The sequence below is a fragment of the Chitinophagales bacterium genome (genome assembly GCA_020635995.1).
Taxonomy (GTDB): domain Bacteria; phylum Bacteroidota; class Bacteroidia; order Chitinophagales; family UBA8649; genus JAFMKE01.
Window position 1 is genome coordinate 488212 of sequence record JACJYS010000001.1, and the last position, 16454, is coordinate 504665.

A 16454-nucleotide genomic window follows, 5' to 3' on the forward strand; every position below is an offset into this window, starting at 1 on the left:
ACTTATTTTAATTTATCTAACAAAGCTTTTATTTTTTCTTGTTCGTTTTTATTAAAAGTTAATCCTTTTATTTGGTCTAAAATTTCGTTTTTATGATTTTCGTCTTCCGCTAATTTTAATAAAGATTTTTTTGCCGTACTGCTTAATGCCCTATTAAAGTTTGTTAGTGCAGAAAGCAAATTGTAAATGTATTTTTTATTTACCAATTCTAAATCATCTATGGTTCTAATGGCGGCTATTCTTGTTCTAAATTCAAAACTGTTTGAGCTAAAATCAACTAATTCATTAAGTTTGCTTAAATCGTTATTTTGTAGTGCTATTTTTAGCCATGTTATTTTTAAATTGACATTTTCATTAGCATCTTTTTCTGTTAATGTTAAATATTCTGTTATTTCATTAGGAAAATGTTCGCTTAATGAATCTAATGCCAAACCAATGTTTACATAAGATTTATCTTTTAACATAGCCATATACAAAGGTTTATTTTGTTCTGTTATACCTTTTACCTCATAAAGCACTCTTCTGCGTACTCTAAAATCAGTATCTTGAAGTGCTTTTGTTATTAATTCTTTACTTTTCTTGCTGTTATCATTGGCAAGTTGCTTAATTACGTTTTCTTTTAAAATATAAAATGAAGCTGTATTGTAAAGCTCTAAAAGTGTTTTTCTTTTTTCTTTTATTTCTACGTTTTCTAATTCTTTGAGTGCTTCGTATTGGTCTATCATATTTTGGGCATAAAGTGCTTGATGCAGCACTTCTTTGGTAGGGCGTACAAAATTTAATTTGTTATATACTTTATTCCCTGTATCAAATACTATAAAATCTATTTCTTTATTTGGGTTTAAATATTTAGTAATTTTTGTACTATCTCTTTCTATCCATTCGGTATAATGCGAATTAGTTTCATCGGTATAATAAACATCTATATCTATTGGCATTTTAAATAGCCCTACGGTTTCATTTTGTTTTTGAATTTGAGCTACGTTAATATTTAAGCTATCTTTTTTTACATTATAATTTACTTCATATTCAGGAAAACCGCCCTTTTTTATCCATTGGTCAAAAAACCAGTTTAAGTTTAAGCCCAGCACTTCCATAAATTCAAGTTCAAATAAATGCGTATCTACGTGTTTAAAACCATATTTTTTCAAATAGCTGTTTATTACTTTACGGTATTGTTCATCTCCGCCTGCTACATCTTTAAGCATATCTATTACCATACTTCCTTTGGGGTAGTGCCTTGCTGAGCCTGCTTTGCTGTGTGCCACAGGAATATTGTTTTTACTATCGGCATTAAAAGCACTTCGCATTTCCATGTATCTTGCCCATTGGTAATCGTTTTCTGAAGTAACTGTTCTTTTAAACTGCTTGGCATAATAGGTGGCAAAACTTTCGTGTAGCCAATGGCTTTCGCTGTTCCATTCTGTTATATAATCGCCAAACCACTGATGGGTAAGTTCGTGTGCATTTGTGCCTACATAATCGCGTTCCATGGCTTCGCGTTCATTTTTTAAATAATAATCGGTTAGTACGGTTGATGTAGTATTTTCCATGGCGCCATATAAAAAATTGGCTACGGGAACATTTCTGTATATTTCCCCCCAAGGGTAATTTACGCCAAATTCTTGTTCCATCCAATCCATCATTTTTGCCGAGTATTTGTAGGTAGGCTCTACTTGTTCGGGCTTTTCGGGGTAGTAATATTGCCGGCTTACTATACCTCTGTTTGAAGTATAATCTTTATACGCATAATCGCCTATGGCTATCATTATTAAATACAAAACGTGTGGCTCGTCCATTTTATAGTGCCATGTGGTTTCATCATTTTGCTTTTGTTCTTTACTTATTAAATTTCCATTAGAAATAACTTCATATCCGTTTTTAAAAGTAATGTAGGTTTCTGTAATTAACTTATCACTTACATCATCAAAGCTTGGTATCCAATAGCGGTTGTCTATGCCTTGCCCTTGTGTCCAAATTTGTTTTCTGGCTCTGTTTGTTTCATCGTTCCAACCATAAAAATAAAGTCCTTTTTTGGGTTGTGCGGTATAGCTTATTTCAAGTTGGTATTCTTTATTCCATGTTAATGCTTGGTCAAACAAAAGTGTAATAGAAGTAGCAGTTGTAGTGTATTTGCATGGTTTATTGTTAAGCAAAACAGACTTAAAATCTATTTCCGGAGCATCTAATTCTAAACTGTAAATTTCTTTCCTTTTAGGCTGAAAGGTATAAAAAACATTGCCTGCTATTTTTTCGTTTTCTGTATCAAAGCTAATGTGCAATGTTAGTGTTTTAAAATCTACGGTGTGTTCTCTTGTTTGCCCTTCTTTATCAAAATAATGACAAACTATATCGTTTTGAGCCGTAATAAATTGAATAAAAAATATTAAACTTAAAAATAGTGCTATTTTTTTCATGGCACTAAGGTAAGCAATATGGCTATAATCTATTAACGATGTTTTTTATTTGAATAAATAATTAGTTGATAACAACAGGAAATAATTTGCCCGCTTTAAAGAAATATAAACCTTTAACGGAAAGTAAATCTATTTGATTTTTGCCTTCTTTCAATACTCCCGATTTTATTTCTTTGCCTAATAAGTCATATATTTTGTAGGGTGTTTGCTCTTCTGTTTCTACAATAAAACTTCCTTTGTTGGGGTTTGGATATAGCGTTATATTGTTGCTTTTATTTATACTGTTTATAGATGTATAAACTAAATTTAAGTCTTCCTCTACATTACCCACTTTGTTTAACACCCAGTTTAGTGGGTCTATTTCTATACTGCTTATAGTGGGCATTTGGTTAAATAAATATTGTTGATTATTCCATTCATTATTTACTCTTAATATAGTGTCTGTACCGTTATTAAAGTTTAGTTTTATTTCTATAGCCGTTTCAAAAAAAGGTGTAATATTTGACATAGAACCTGCTTGGCTTAATTCTATAATTAAACCGTTTGGGCTGTTATTGTATTTCAAACTAAAAGTAGGATACCCTTCTCCATAATACCATTGTTGCAATTCGTTTTGTAAATCTATTTCTGCTATATTTTCTATTACACTAAAAAAATCTTCGGCAGTGGCTGTACTATCTTCAAAAATATTTTGATAAGTTTGAAGTGCCGTAAAAAACAAATTATCGTCATTAACCCAATGGCGAATCATGTGTACCAAAGCACTACCTTTATCATAAACTAACCGGCTATTAAATATGGCATTTTCATTATTATCGTCATACACATAAATACTACCTCCTGGCTGCGACATTACATTATTATGCACTCCAGCCATATCATTTTGAGCTATATTATAATTAACACTTTCTTGAAAAATATACTCGCTATAAGAAGCAAAGCCTTCATTAATCCAAATGTGTCCCCAAGTAGCACAAGTTACATGGTCGCCAAACCATTGGTGTCCCAGTTCGTGAGCTGTTAAACTTCTATTAAAAAAACCCTGTGTTGTCATAGTTTGATGTTCCATACCACCGCTAAAAGGAGCCATACAATGCCCGTATTTTTCGTTTGCAAAGGGATAAATGCCATATTTGTTAGAAAACTCAATGAGCATAGCTCCTGTTTCATCAATATCGCTTTGAAATTGATTTAATAAATTAGGATGGTCATATACATAATTTTGAACCAAAACACTTTGGCTGTTAGGGAGCGTAACATTAAAATTATATTCTTGATAATCTGCTACGCTAAACGAAATTAAATAAAAATCTATAGCGTGATTGTGTTTCCACTCAAAGCGTTTTTTGTTGTTAGGTAGGTTTATTTCGTTAATTAATAAGCCATTAGAACCTGCCATTAAAGTATCTGGTACAGTTATCCACACTTCGCTTGAGTCTATTTTGTCAGTTAAATCTTGCTTGCACGGCCACCAAGACGGAGCTCCAAAAGGCTGACTTAAAGTGTATGTTACACGTTTTCCCCACGATGGAGAAACTGAATTGAAAATTCCTTGAACAGAACCGCCATTTGGCTGTGTGCCATGATAATAAACTTCGGCTGTAAAAAATTGTCCATTAGCTATGCTATTGCTTGGAAAAATTTGTAGTTCATCTCCAATTCTATTTGTGCTTACAATATTTCCGTTAATTTTTGCAGAATCTACAATTAAGTTATTTATTAATTCTAATATAAATACATCAAGACTAACACCCACCACTTTTCCTTTAAGTGTAGTTTTAGCACTATAAATTTCGGTACTTATATTATCTACATCCAATTCTAATTTTACATAGTTTAGGTCATATTTCTCTTGACCGCTTATACTTTTAAAATTTGCTTTATTGAAATTTGTCCAAGCTTGTTTTTTATGTTTAGCACAAAAATGGTCTGGTGTATTTTGGGCAAACGAAACTGCAAAAAAAGATACAAAAAGATAAGTAAATATTGATTTCATAAAAATAAAGGTAGGAATTTTTTGGTACTACTTAATAAATACTGTTTTTCTGTTAGCAAATTCTAAAATGCCGTCTTGAGCAAGTTCTCTGCCATAACCACTTTTTTTAACACCGCCAAAAGGCAAGCGAGGATCAGATTTTACCAATTCATTAATAAAAACAGCTCCTTCATTAAGCTGGGGAATTAAACTTTTAGCCACTTCAATATTGTCTGTATAAATAGAAACGCCTAAACCAAAATGATTAAAATTGCTCAGCATTACAGCTTCTTCTGTAGTTTTAAACTTTTTAATAGCCACTAAAGGACCAAAGGTTTCTTGTTCAAAAACGGGAACATTAATATCATTTACTTCTACTAATGTGGGTTCAAAATAAGCTCCTTCTCTTTTGCCACCCATTAATGTTTTAGCACCATTTTTTATACTTTCTTTTAGTTGGTTTTCAAGCTCTTTAGCTAAAGTTTCGCTTGCCATAGGTCCTATTTTAATAGTTTCCTCTGCCGGATTTCCCGAAGTATAATTAGCCACTTCTTTTTTAAGCATTTCAATAAATGTATCGTAAATTTTTTCTTGTACTAAAAACCGTTTTCCAGCTATACAACTTTGTCCCGTGTTCATAAACCGCGACCAAGCTATAGTGCTTATATATTTTTTTAAATCGGCATCTTTTAAAATTATGGCGGCATTGCTTCCCCCCAATTCTAAAACCGATTTTTTAATATCCTTAGCGGCTGTAACGGCTACTATGCTTCCCGCTTTTTCGCTACCTGTAAGTGTAACTGCCTTAACAAGTGGATTTTTTATTACACTTTCCATTCTGTTTGAAGAAGCTAATAGAACCGCTACTATATTATATTCTAAATTTAAAGTTTTAAAAATACCTTCTAATGCTAAAGCACAGCCACTTACATTGCTGGCATGTTTTAGCAATACCACATTTCCCAGCATTATATTGGGAGCTAAAACTCTAAAAAATTGCCAAAATGGATAATTCCATGGCATTACAGCCAGTAAAATACCTATAGGTTCATAACTAACATAGCTAAATGTAGCATCTGTTTTTATTTCTTTATTTTCTAAAAATTGTGCACCATTTTCGGCATAATATTGGCAAACCCAAGCACATTTTTCTACTTCTGCTATGGCTTGCACTATTGGTTTTCCCATTTCATTGCACATTAATTTAGCATATGTATGCTTGTTTTGCTCTAATACATTGGCTATGTCGTTTAGTGTTTTACTTCTTAGTTCCAAATGAGTTGCCTTCCATTTAAGATAGCCACTATGCAGGTTTTTAATTTTTTTATCAATCTCGGTATCTGTATTTTGTTTGTAATTTTCAATTAATTTTCCGGTGTAGGGATTAATACTTCTTAAATTTTCCATACTATAAATATAGGCATTATCTATTTTAAATAGTATTGCTATTTTTACACAGTGAGAAACAGCCAAATTAGTATTGTAGTTATTTTAGGTGTTTTGGCCATTTTGGGCATATTAACTGTTCAAATTTTTTGGCTTAGTAAAGCTTATGATGTTAAAGAAAGGCAGTTTAACGAAAGTATTCATACGGCATTGCTAAATGTAGCCGAAAAAATAGCTTCTGACAATGAAGGAAATTTAAGTAATGAAGATATAGTTAATCAATTATCTAGTGATTATTTTGTGGTAAATATTAATGACCAAATTGATGCCAATACTTTAGAATACTATATAAGCAATGAATTTGAAAAACTGCAAATAAATTTAGATTACGAATATGCTATTTACGATTGTGCCAGTGATGAAATGGTTTATGGCAATTATGTAGATTTAGACGACCAAATTACAAACGACAAACCCACTAAATCGCTGCCAAAATACAATGAATTTTCTTATTATTTTGGCGTCTTTTTGCCTACAAAAACAAGCTATGTGCTTAATAATTTAAAACTGACTATTGTGTTTTCTATTTTATTGAGTATAGCACTTATATTTTTTGCTTATGCCATATATATTATTCTAAAACAAAAAAGACTTTCGGAGTTGCAAACCGATTTTATAAATAATATGACACACGAGTTTAAAACGCCAATTTCGGCTATAAAACTTTCGGCAGAGGCTATGCTTAAAAATGAAAATATTAAAACAGACAATAGACTGTCAAATTATACTAAAATAGTACAAGAGCAAGCAGAAAGACTTAATGGACAGGTAGAAAAAGTTTTGAATATTGCCAAGCTGCAAAACGATAATTTAGAGCTTAAAAAAGAAAAACTTAACTTAAATGAGCAGTTAGAAGAAATAGTAAGGAGTGCATCATTGAATTTTGAAAAAAATGGTGGAAGTATAATTTTAAATTTACCTGAAAATGATGTAGAAATTTATGCCGACAAACTGCATTTTAATAACATTATGTACAATTTGTTAGATAATGCTTTAAAATACAATGATAAAACACCTATTGTAAATTTAAGTGTAGAAAATAGAGGTGCAAAAACCATAATTAAGATAAAAGATAATGGAATAGGAATTGACGAAAAACATATTAAACAAGTTTTTAATAAATTTTATAGAGTGCCTACCGGAAATGTGCACAATGTAAAAGGTTTTGGCTTAGGATTATTTTATGTAAAACAAGTGGTAGATAAACACAACTGGAAAATAAAAATAAACAGCAAAAAAGGCGAAGGAACAACAATTAATATAGAAATATGAGCAAAATAAGAATATTATATGTAGAAGATGATGAGGCATTAGCATTTATTACAAAAGAAGAAATGCTACAAGAAAATTATGAAATAGTACACTGCGACAATGGAAAAACAGCAATAGATACTTTTGATGCGGAGCATTTTGACTTGGCGATATTAGATATAATGCTACCGCAAGTAGATGGTTTTGAAATAGCAAAGCACATAAGAAGTAAAAATGAAGAGGTACCTATTTTATTTTTATCGGCAAAATCATTAGAAGAAGATAGATTGAAAGGTTTTGAAATAGGAGCAGATGATTATCTAACTAAGCCTTTTAGTATGGATGAATTGCTATTTAAAATTAAAATATTTTTAAAAAGAAGAAATGTTGAAAATTCCACTCCGCAAAATAATTATACTTTTTGCGGGTATGAATTTAGTCCTAATGATTTAACTTTAAAAAACAATAAAGTAAAGTTTGATATAACAGCAAAAGAAGCCGACTTGCTGGCACTACTTTTAGATAATGCCAATACTACCGTAAAAAGAAGTGATATTTTAATAAAACTTTGGGGTAAAAATGATTATTTTTTGGGTAGAAGTTTAGATGTTTTTATATCAAGATTAAGAAAATATCTTGCCGATAGTGATGAGGTACAAATAGAAACAGTGAGGGGAGTAGGCTTTAAGTTAAGCAAATAAAAAAGCTCCATTTTTATACGAATAAATTATGTTCTGAGATAAAATTTTTGGATGTTTAAGTAATTTTAGTTACAGTTTGTGGTCTTTTACTTTTGTCTTGATACAAAAGTAACAAAAAATCAAGACTGTAATCAAAAACACTAAAATGCTATAAAACCAGACGAGGACAAATTAATGTATGCTCAATTTTAGTTTTCCTAAAGTATTTTCAATTGTAGGAGCATACTAATTTGTCTGTTTATAGTTTTATGGGTTCATTCATTTTGGATGTCTGTTTTACATCATTTCTTAACGTATTTTTGATTAAGGTCGGGTAAAAGTGCACCTTAAGTTTGCAAGTGGGGCACCCATTAACCGAAAACTCCGTAAAAAATTAAACTGTTTGAAGAACGGAGTGATGAGTTTTTGATTTTTAGGAGTTGAGGTTATAATGGGTCGCTGAAAACTTAGTGCGATTCTTTTGTAACTTTTCTACTAAAGAAAAGTTAATAAAAAACACTTGTTGTATATCTTTACGGACACCTAATAAAAAAGCTCCAATTCAATTAAGAACCGGAGCTTTCTATTATTAAAACAATTTAAAATATTATTACTCTGCTAATACGTTTCCTGTTATTTTTACCACTTTAGTAGCTTCAGAAGCGTTAGAGCTTACCGTTACAGATTTAGTAAATTTACCAACTCTATTAGTATCGTATTTTACTTTAATTTTTGAAGTCTCACCCGGCAAAATTGGCTCAGTAGGACATTTAGGAACTGTACATCCACAGCTACCTTTACAGTTAGAGATAATTAATGGCTCATTTCCTTTGTTAGTTATTACAAATTCTCTTTGTCCATCAGAACCTTTAGCAATATCGCCATAGTCTAAAGTTTCTTTGTCAAAAGAAATAACTGCACCACTACCTTCTACAGATAAGTTTAAATCCTGTGCCATTGAACTCATTCCAATAAACACAAACAAGATTAAGAATAAATTTTTCATAAGTCGTATAATTTTTTTTTGATTACTAATTAATTACATTTCAAATGTAAACCATTTCTGTGCCAAAGTTCAAACCTTAAATTTTGCTTAACAGAAGTTTAACAATAAGGTGTGGAAACTTTAAAATGAAAATTTGTTTCCATAGTTTTCGTTCGTATATTTGCACCCCGAAAATGAGTCAAGAGATAGAAATAATAAACAAAGCTACGGAACTTTTCTTTCAGTATGGTGTTCGTTCTGTTACTATGGATGATTTATCTAAAGATTTAGGTATTTCTAAAAAAACCTTGTACCAGTTTGTACAAAACAAATCTGATTTAGTAAAAAAAGCTCTTGAAAATTTTATGAAAACCCAAAGAGTAGAAATAGATTTTATACTAAATCAAAAAAAACAATGCTATAGACGAGATAGTATCTATTGGCAAAATAAATCTAAAAAATTTAAGAAAAATACATCCTTCTTCAATGTACGATTTAGAAAAATACTATCCCGAATCGTGGCAAATAGTGCAGGATTATAAATCAGAATTTATGCACCATATTCTTTCTAAAAATATTGAGAAAGGAAAAACAGAAAAATTGTACAGAGAAGAAATAGACAGTAATTTAATGATAAAATTTTATACCATTATAATAGAACAGCTTGTTTTGCCGAGGCAGTTTCCTTCTACTTCTTTTGATTTTGCAAATTTATACAAACAGTTTATGAAGTATCATTTAAGCGGTATAGCCTCAGAAAATGGTGTGGCATATATAAAAACGATAGATTTTGAAAATGAATAAAATAATATTACTACTGGCAATATTACTGCCGTTTGCTATTTATGCTCAATACGATTTTACATTAGAGCAAGCTGTTAATTATGGATTGCAAAACAGTAAAACTTTTAAAAATGCTCAGTTAGAATCGGCAAAACAAAAGGAATTTGCTTTTGAAATAATGACAGAAGGATTTCCAAAACTAAAAGCCAATTTAGATTATAATTATGCGTTTCAACAACAAACCAGTGTTATTCCTGCGGGTGTTTTTTCTCCGCAAGAAATGGTAATTAAGTTTTCGCAGCCACAGTCAGCCACGCTTAAAGCAGAGCTTAATCAATTAATTTTTGATGCCAGATACGTATATGGCTTAAAAGCCAGAAAAGTATTGCTTCAAATAGCCGACCAGCAAGTAGAACAAGCCAGAATAGACATTACAGAAGATATAACTAAAGCATATTATGCTGCTTTAATTAGCCAAAAAGCATACACTTTATTGTTAGAAAACAAAACAACACTTGAAGAAATACTAAGAGATACCAGAGCCACTTATAATGTAGGTTTAATAGATGAACTTAGCGTAGATAGATTGGAGTTAAATCTCCAAAATTTAGAATCGGAAATTACAAAACTTCATAATCAGTATGATTTGGCATTAAATAATTTAAAGTTTTCAATAGGAATGCCACAAGAAGAAGAACTAATTGTAACAGAAAAATTAGACGATATTACATCGTTAGATAATGTTCCAATTCTTCAAGATATTGACCCAAACGAAAGAATAGAAGCAAAATTATTGGATAATAGATTGGAGATGAAAAAATTTGACATCAAGCAAGTGCGTTCTAATTATTTTCCTGCTTTATATGCTTTTGGAAATTATGGAACTAATGCCCAGCGTACAAAATTTGACTTTTTTGATACCAACCAGCGTTGGTTTGATTTTGGAAATTTAGGTTTCTCTTTACAAATTCCACTTTTTGATGGTTTAAAAGCATATTCTCAAATACAGCAGAAAAAAATAGAGGAGCAGATGACCTTAAATGACAGGGAGAATTTTAATGAAGCTGTGCAACTTCAATTTTCAAATGCTCAAACGCAGCTTATAAATGCCATAAACGAATACAACAACCAAAAGCAAAATTTGGCTTTGGCAAACAAAATATTAAACAAAACAAGAGTAATGTTTAACGAAGGTGTAGGTTCAAGCTACGAGTTGTCGCAGGCACAGCAAGAATACACCACCACTATGATAAATTACTCGCAGTCGGTGTACAATTTATTAATAGCAAAATTAGAATTAGAAAAAGTATCAGCTAAATTATAAAACATTTAAAATCAATGAGAAAAAGAAATTTATTATACATAATAGCAGTTGTTTTATTACTGGCATCTTGTGGAGGAAAAAAAACAGATTTAGATAAACTAAATAAGCAAAAAGATAAGTTAACATCTAAAATTAAAAAATTAGAGGGAAAACTCACTACGGTTGAAAATCAAATAGCTGAACTTGATACTACTAAACAAGAAAACATATTAGAGTTAGTAAATGTAGAAGAGCTGAAAAAAACAACTTTTAAACATTATATAGAAGCACAAGGTAAAACTTATTCAGAAAACAATATTACCATAACTACCGATATGGGTGGCTTGGTAAAAGCTATATATGTACAAGAAGGTCAGAGAGTTAGCAAAGGGCAAACCCTAATTCAACTTGATAATTCAGTAGTTTTAAACCAAATAGCCGAATTAGAAACGGCTTTAACCTTAGCTAAAGACGTTTATGATAAAAGAAAAAGATTATGGGATCAAAATATAGGTTCTGAAATAGAATTTTTGCAAGCAAAAAATAACTATGAATCTTTAATAAATAAAAAAGCAACGGCAAATACACAGCTAAGTAAATTAGCCATAAAAGCACCAATAAACGGCTATATAGATGCAGTTAGTTTAAAATTAGGCGAAATGGCAGCTCCGGGCTATCCTGCCGCCACTATAGTAAATAATACCGATATGGAAGTAAAAATTGACCTACCGGAAGCTTATTTAGGAAAAGTAAAAGTAGGAGATGAAATACTGGTAGATGTACCTACTTTAAATACAACCAAAGAAGCTAAAGTTAGTGCCGTGGGGCAAACCGTAAATCAGTTTAACAGAGCTTTTCAAATAACAGCAAAAGTAGATAATAAAGAAAATGATTTAAAACCGAATATGCTTGTTGAAGTTAAATTTTTAAGTAAAACTTTTGACAATGTAATCGTTATACCCGCTAAATTTTTGCAAGAATCGGCTAAAGGATTTTTTGTATTTACCGCCAAAGTAGATAATGCTACGGGAGTGGCAACAGCACATAAAATAAACATAGAAATAAGCGATACTTATAATGGCGAAGTGGTAGTAGATAAAGGATTAAATGCAGGAGATTTGCTAATAAAAGAAGGTTTTAGATACGTACTTGACCAGCAGGAGATAGAATTAAATAAAACAATAACAGATACAACGGTAAATAATGAGTAACGAAAACCAGAATAAAGACGTTAACAGAGAGTTTTTCTTATCCAGTTTATCTATAGATAACAGAACCAGTGTATTTATACTAATGTTTTTAATCCTAATCACAGGATTTGGAGCATATAGATCTATGCCTAAAGAAAATTTCCCCGAAATTAGTATTCCTACGGTTTATATTGGGGTGGCATATCCGGGCAACTCGCCAGAGGATATGGAAAACTTAATAACCCGACATATTGAAAAAGAAATAAACTCTATAAAAGACGTTTCTGAAATACGTTCTACTTCTATACAAGATTATACTACTATAATTGTAGAGTTTGATTTTGATGTAAACGTAGCTGAAGCATTGGCAAATGTAAAAGATGCCGTAGATAAAGCCAAAAGTGAATTGCCCAGCGATTTAGACCGAGAGCCTAATGTGTTTGAGTTAGATATGTCTAACATTCCTGTTATAAATATAAATTTAAGTGGAGAAAATTATACTTTAGAACAGCTTAAAGAAAATGCCGAATACTTACAAGATGAAATAGAAGCACTAAAAGAAGTGTCTAAAGTAGAAATAAGAGGAAGTATAGATAAAGAACTAAATATAGCCGTAGATAATGCCAAAATGGAAGCGGCTAAAGTTAGCTTTAAAGACATAGAAGATGCCGTAAACTACGAAAATATGACGGTAAGTGCTGGCGATATTTTAGTAGATGGCAGTAGAAGAACTATTAGGCTTGTGGGCGAATTTACGGGCGTACAAGAAATAGAAAACTTAGTGGTTAAAAGCGATTATCAAAAACCCATATTTTTAAGAGATATTGCCACCGTTACTTTTAGGGCAAAAGAAACAGACAGCTATGCCAGAATAAACGGCTCTCCCGTAGTTTCTTTAGATGTGAAGAAAAGAAATGGCGAAAACTTAATTGATGCCGTAGATAAAATAATGGTAATAGTAGAAAATGCTAAAAAATCGCATTTTGATAAAGATTTAGATGTTACCATTACAAACGATACTTCACTACAAACAAAATTGCAAGTTTCTAACCTTGAAAACAGTATTATTTCGGGGGTTATATTAGTGGTGTTGGTTTTATTGTTTTTCTTAGGATTAAGAAATGCCCTTTTTGTAGGTATAGCCATTCCTCTTAGTATGCTTATGGGCTTTTTAATACTAAATATAATGGGTGTAACGCTAAATATGATGGTGTTATATTCATTAGTGCTTGCCTTAGGTATGCTGGTAGATAATGGTATAGTGGTAGTAGAAAATGTATATAGACTGCTGCAAGAAGGTAAAGATTTAATAACCGCCAGTAAAGAAGGTGTAGGCGAAGTGGCTGTGCCTATTATAGCATCTACAGCTACTACTTTAGCCGCTTTTTTCCCATTAATATTTTGGCAGTCTATTATGGGCGAGTTTATGAAATATTTGCCTATAACATTAATTATTGTTTTATCCAGTTCACTGTTTGTGGCTTTGGTTATTAATCCTGTTTTAACTTCATATTTCATGAAATTAGATGAGGAAACAAGAGCTCAGAGAACTAATGTTACTAAATTTCTATTAACCTACGGAGTGGGCGTAGTTGTTGGTGCTATTTTGGTTTTTGTTGGCTTAAAATCTGATATTAAACCAATGGTTGTAGTAGGAAATTTAATAGGTATTTTTTCATCTATAGCTATAATAAACAGATTTATTTTAAGTCCTTTAGCTGAAAAATTTCAAGAAAACTTTTTACCTGTTCTTGAAAATTGGTACGAAAATACCGTGTCATGGACATTGCAAGGATTTAGACCCGTTTGGGTTTTTATAGGAATGTTTGTTTTGCTATTTGGTTCCTTATTTTATTTTGGAGCTAATATGCCGGAGGTTGTGTTTTTCCCCGAAGGGAAACCAAATTATGTAAATGTTTTTATAGAGTTTCCTACCGGAACAGATATAGATTATACCAACGAACAAACCCGAAAAATAGAAGATAAAGTGATTAAAGCCATGGGGAAATATGGCTTAGGTATAGGTAAAAATGTAGAGTCTATTTTAATAAACGTAGGTGCAGGAACCTCCGATCCTACACGAGCTACTGAAACACAAGGTGTAACGCCTAATAAATCAAAAATTACCGTTTCATTTATTGAATACGAAAAGCGTACAGAGGTAGAAATGAATGGAAAAATGCAGCGTTTTGATACCGAATTGGCAATGAATGAAATAAGAAATTTAGTGGGCAAAATACCGGGAGCAGTAGTTTCTGTAGATAGAGACCCACAAGGGCCTCCTGTGGGACCACCAATAAATATAGCCATAAGTGGAGATGAATTTGATGAGTTAATTAAAATTCATAATCAAGTTAGAACCATTATAAATAAAGCTGTTGCCGATGGAGAAATTGTAGGTCTTGAAAAATTAAAATCAGATTTAGACGAAGGCAAACCCGAACTATTATTTAACCTAAATAGAGCTGCTGTAAGAACCTATGGCTTATCTACAGGGCAAGTGGCAGGGGCTTTGCGTACGGCATTATTTGGCAAAGAAATTTCATCTATAAAATTTGGTGATGAGGATTATCCTATCATGTTACGTTTTAAAAGGGAGCAACGTTATGATTTAGAAACGCTAAAAAATATGCTCATAACTTTTAGAGACCAAAGCGATGGAAAAACCAAACAAGTGCCCGTTTCTGCTATTGCAGATGTTCAATATTCTTCATCGTTAGGAGCGGTAAGAAGAATAGATTTAGATAGAGTGGTTACTTTGTATTCTAATGTTACATCTGAAGGTAATGCCAATGAAATAATTGCAAAACTGAAAAATGAACTTACACCTCAAAAATTAAGATTGCCGGAAGGATATAATATAGATTTTACAGGAGAACAAGAAGAGCAAGCTAAGTCAATGTCATTTTTAGTAAATGCCTTAATGATAGCCGTTTTTGTTATTTTTATGATAATAGTAGCACAGTTTAATTCTGTTACCGCTCCGGTTATTATTATGCTTTCAGTAGTGTTTAGTTTTATAGGAGTATTTTTAGGTTTAGCCGTTTTTGGCGATCAGTTTGTGGTTATTATGACTATGATTGGTATTATTTCCTTAGCAGGAATAGTGGTAAACAATGCCATAGTTTTAATGGATTTTACAGAACTAACCCGAGATAGGTTTAAGGTACAGCTGGGAATGAAAAAAACCGACCGTTTATCAAAAGGAAAAATTATAGAAGCTATTGTATATGCAGGAAAAACAAGACTTAGACCCGTACTTTTAACAGCCGTAACCACTGTTTTAGGTTTAATTCCATTAGCCGTGGGTATTAATATAGATTTTGAAGGATTTTTATCTACCATGAGTCCTAATTTTTACATAGGTGGAGATAACGTAATGTTTTGGGGACCACTAAGTTGGACAGTAATTTATGGTCTTACGTTTTCTACTTTCTTAACATTGGTTATCGTGCCTGTTATGATACTTTTATTTGACTTAGCGGGGCATAAGTTTTCAAACTTGTTTAAGAAAAATTAGTACTAACATAGCATAAGCAATAAAACAAACTTATCTTTAAAGTTCATTGTTAAAACATGTATAATGATGAATAAAGAACTTTTAAAAAAGATTTGGAATGTAGTTTTTTACGTAGGCTTAATAGTTGTTGTTTTAATTTTTGTAAAACGCAAATATATAGTACCTACTATTAACCAAGATAAACTTGAATTAGTTACCTACCAAAAAGAACCTATTTCTCTTAATGATTATAAAGGCGAAGTAGTGGTGCTTAATTTTTGGCAAACATGGTGTGGACCGTGTGTACACGAAATGCCAACACTGAATGCAATGCCGGAAAAATGGAATCAAATAAAAGTAATAGCTGTAAGTGATGAACCGCTTGCTAAAATTCAAAAATTTAAAGAGAAATATCCAAATATTGAGTTTGTCCAAATTTTGAATTTTGATGAAACCAGTGTTACACAATTTCCTACTACTTATATTTTTAATAAAAAAGGGGTAAAAGTTTATAGTAAAATAGGAGGTAAAAATTGGGCTGAGGATAATTTTATAGCTATGTTAAAAAAGAACTATGCCGATTGATAAAGAAAAATTAGAGCTACTAAAAGCCATGATGAGTGGCGATTATGACCCCGTAGCAGAAAATAAATTGCACAATAGTACGGTAAGCAACGATTTGCATAGGAATAATGATAAGTTAAAGCAAAAAGATATACCTACACTTGAAGACCAATTAAAACAATTTGAAAAAATAATAGATAAAGCATTGTTGAGCAATCAAGATAAAGTTTCAATAATACATGGCAAAGGTGCTGGAATATTGAAAAAAGAACTTTATAAAAGACTTAAAAAAACACCTCATGTAAAGCGTTTTGAGCTAAATGCTAAAAACGAAGGAGAAACAATAGTATATTTTAAATAA

Annotated in this window: 13 protein-coding genes; 9 read left to right on the forward strand and 4 right to left on the reverse strand. The window is 31.4% G+C overall.

Going from position 1 to position 16454, the window contains the following annotated elements:
* Window positions 1–2: 2 nt before the first annotated feature.
* The 3 genes from H6578_02085 to H6578_02095 all read right to left on the reverse strand — a co-directional run bounded on the left by H6578_02085 (window position 3) and on the right by H6578_02095 (window position 5799).
* Window positions 3–2417 carry a M1 family metallopeptidase gene (locus tag H6578_02085; GenBank protein ID MCB9225947.1) on the reverse strand — a complete coding sequence of 805 codons (2415 nt, stop codon included), beginning with the start codon at window positions 2415–2417 and terminating at the stop codon, window positions 3–5.
* A gap of 61 nt (window positions 2418–2478) precedes the next feature.
* Window positions 2479–4413 (reverse strand): T9SS type A sorting domain-containing protein, encoded by a 1935-nt coding sequence (locus H6578_02090; GenBank protein ID MCB9225948.1) that lies wholly within the window; start codon window positions 4411–4413, stop codon window positions 2479–2481.
* A gap of 27 nt (window positions 4414–4440) precedes the next feature.
* On the reverse strand, window positions 4441–5799 hold the full coding sequence (locus H6578_02095; GenBank protein ID MCB9225949.1) for an NAD-dependent succinate-semialdehyde dehydrogenase: 1359 nt from the start codon (window positions 5797–5799) through the stop codon (window positions 4441–4443).
* A 51-nt stretch (window positions 5800–5850) separates the two neighbouring features.
* Here H6578_02095 and H6578_02100 point away from each other — a divergent pair, with 51 nt between their 5' ends.
* Together H6578_02100 and H6578_02105 are read left to right on the forward strand one after the other, a co-directional pair.
* Window positions 5851–7110, forward strand: a complete 1260-nt coding sequence (locus H6578_02100) for a HAMP domain-containing histidine kinase (GenBank protein MCB9225950.1) — start codon at window positions 5851–5853, stop codon at window positions 7108–7110.
* On the forward strand, window positions 7107–7790 hold the full coding sequence (locus H6578_02105; protein MCB9225951.1) for a response regulator transcription factor: 684 nt from the start codon (window positions 7107–7109) through the stop codon (window positions 7788–7790). Before H6578_02100 ends, H6578_02105 begins: the two co-directional genes overlap by 4 nt.
* Before the next feature lie 589 nt (window positions 7791–8379).
* On the opposite strand, the gene H6578_02110 is transcribed toward H6578_02105, so the two are convergent.
* On the reverse strand, window positions 8380–8775 hold the full coding sequence (locus H6578_02110) for a DUF1573 domain-containing protein (GenBank protein MCB9225952.1): 396 nt from the start codon (window positions 8773–8775) through the stop codon (window positions 8380–8382).
* A gap of 173 nt (window positions 8776–8948) precedes the next feature.
* Here H6578_02110 and H6578_02115 point away from each other — a divergent pair, with 173 nt between their 5' ends.
* From H6578_02115 to H6578_02145, 7 genes are all read left to right on the forward strand, one after another.
* Entirely contained in the window at window positions 8949–9296 is a 348-nt protein-coding gene (locus H6578_02115; GenBank protein MCB9225953.1) for a helix-turn-helix transcriptional regulator, read from the forward strand.
* Entirely contained in the window at window positions 9241–9558 is a 318-nt protein-coding gene (locus tag H6578_02120) for a hypothetical protein (protein MCB9225954.1), read from the forward strand. The genes H6578_02115 and H6578_02120 overlap by 56 nt, the downstream gene beginning before the upstream one ends.
* Entirely contained in the window at window positions 9551–10861 is a 1311-nt protein-coding gene (locus H6578_02125; protein MCB9225955.1) for a TolC family protein, read from the forward strand. The genes H6578_02120 and H6578_02125 overlap by 8 nt, the downstream gene beginning before the upstream one ends.
* Window positions 10862–10875: 14 nt before the next feature.
* Window positions 10876–12051: an efflux RND transporter periplasmic adaptor subunit gene (locus H6578_02130; protein MCB9225956.1), complete on the forward strand. Its 1176-nt coding sequence runs from the start codon at window positions 10876–10878 to the stop codon at window positions 12049–12051.
* On the forward strand, window positions 12044–15550 hold the full coding sequence (locus H6578_02135) for an efflux RND transporter permease subunit (GenBank protein MCB9225957.1): 3507 nt from the start codon (window positions 12044–12046) through the stop codon (window positions 15548–15550). The genes H6578_02130 and H6578_02135 overlap by 8 nt, the downstream gene beginning before the upstream one ends.
* Before the next feature lie 66 nt (window positions 15551–15616).
* Window positions 15617–16114, forward strand: a complete 498-nt coding sequence (locus H6578_02140) for a TlpA family protein disulfide reductase (protein MCB9225958.1) — start codon at window positions 15617–15619, stop codon at window positions 16112–16114.
* Complete coding sequence (locus tag H6578_02145) at window positions 16104–16454, forward strand: Smr/MutS family protein (protein ID MCB9225959.1); 351 nt, start codon at window positions 16104–16106, stop codon at window positions 16452–16454. Before H6578_02140 ends, H6578_02145 begins: the two co-directional genes overlap by 11 nt.

Excerpts from the sequence above, each read along its gene's own strand:
- H6578_02145 (MCB9225959.1), top strand. The coding sequence starts at position 16,104 with ATGCCGATTGATAAAGAAAAATTAGAGCTACTAAAAGCCATGATGAGT.
- H6578_02125 (MCB9225955.1), top strand. The coding sequence starts at position 9,551 with ATGAATAAAATAATATTACTACTGGCAATATTACTGCCGTTTGCTATT.
- H6578_02110 (MCB9225952.1), bottom strand. The coding sequence starts at position 8,775 with ATGAAAAATTTATTCTTAATCTTGTTTGTGTTTATTGGAATGAGTTCA.
- H6578_02095 (MCB9225949.1), bottom strand. The coding sequence starts at position 5,799 with ATGGAAAATTTAAGAAGTATTAATCCCTACACCGGAAAATTAATTGAA.
- H6578_02085 (MCB9225947.1), bottom strand. The coding sequence starts at position 2,417 with ATGAAAAAAATAGCACTATTTTTAAGTTTAATATTTTTTATTCAATTT.
- H6578_02130 (MCB9225956.1), top strand. The coding sequence starts at position 10,876 with ATGAGAAAAAGAAATTTATTATACATAATAGCAGTTGTTTTATTACTG.
- H6578_02135 (MCB9225957.1), top strand. The coding sequence starts at position 12,044 with ATGAGTAACGAAAACCAGAATAAAGACGTTAACAGAGAGTTTTTCTTA.
- H6578_02105 (MCB9225951.1), top strand. The coding sequence starts at position 7,107 with ATGAGCAAAATAAGAATATTATATGTAGAAGATGATGAGGCATTAGCA.
- H6578_02120 (MCB9225954.1), top strand. The coding sequence starts at position 9,241 with ATGTACGATTTAGAAAAATACTATCCCGAATCGTGGCAAATAGTGCAG.
- H6578_02115 (MCB9225953.1), top strand. The coding sequence starts at position 8,949 with ATGAGTCAAGAGATAGAAATAATAAACAAAGCTACGGAACTTTTCTTT.
- H6578_02090 (MCB9225948.1), bottom strand. The coding sequence starts at position 4,413 with ATGAAATCAATATTTACTTATCTTTTTGTATCTTTTTTTGCAGTTTCG.
- H6578_02140 (MCB9225958.1), top strand. The coding sequence starts at position 15,617 with ATGAATAAAGAACTTTTAAAAAAGATTTGGAATGTAGTTTTTTACGTA.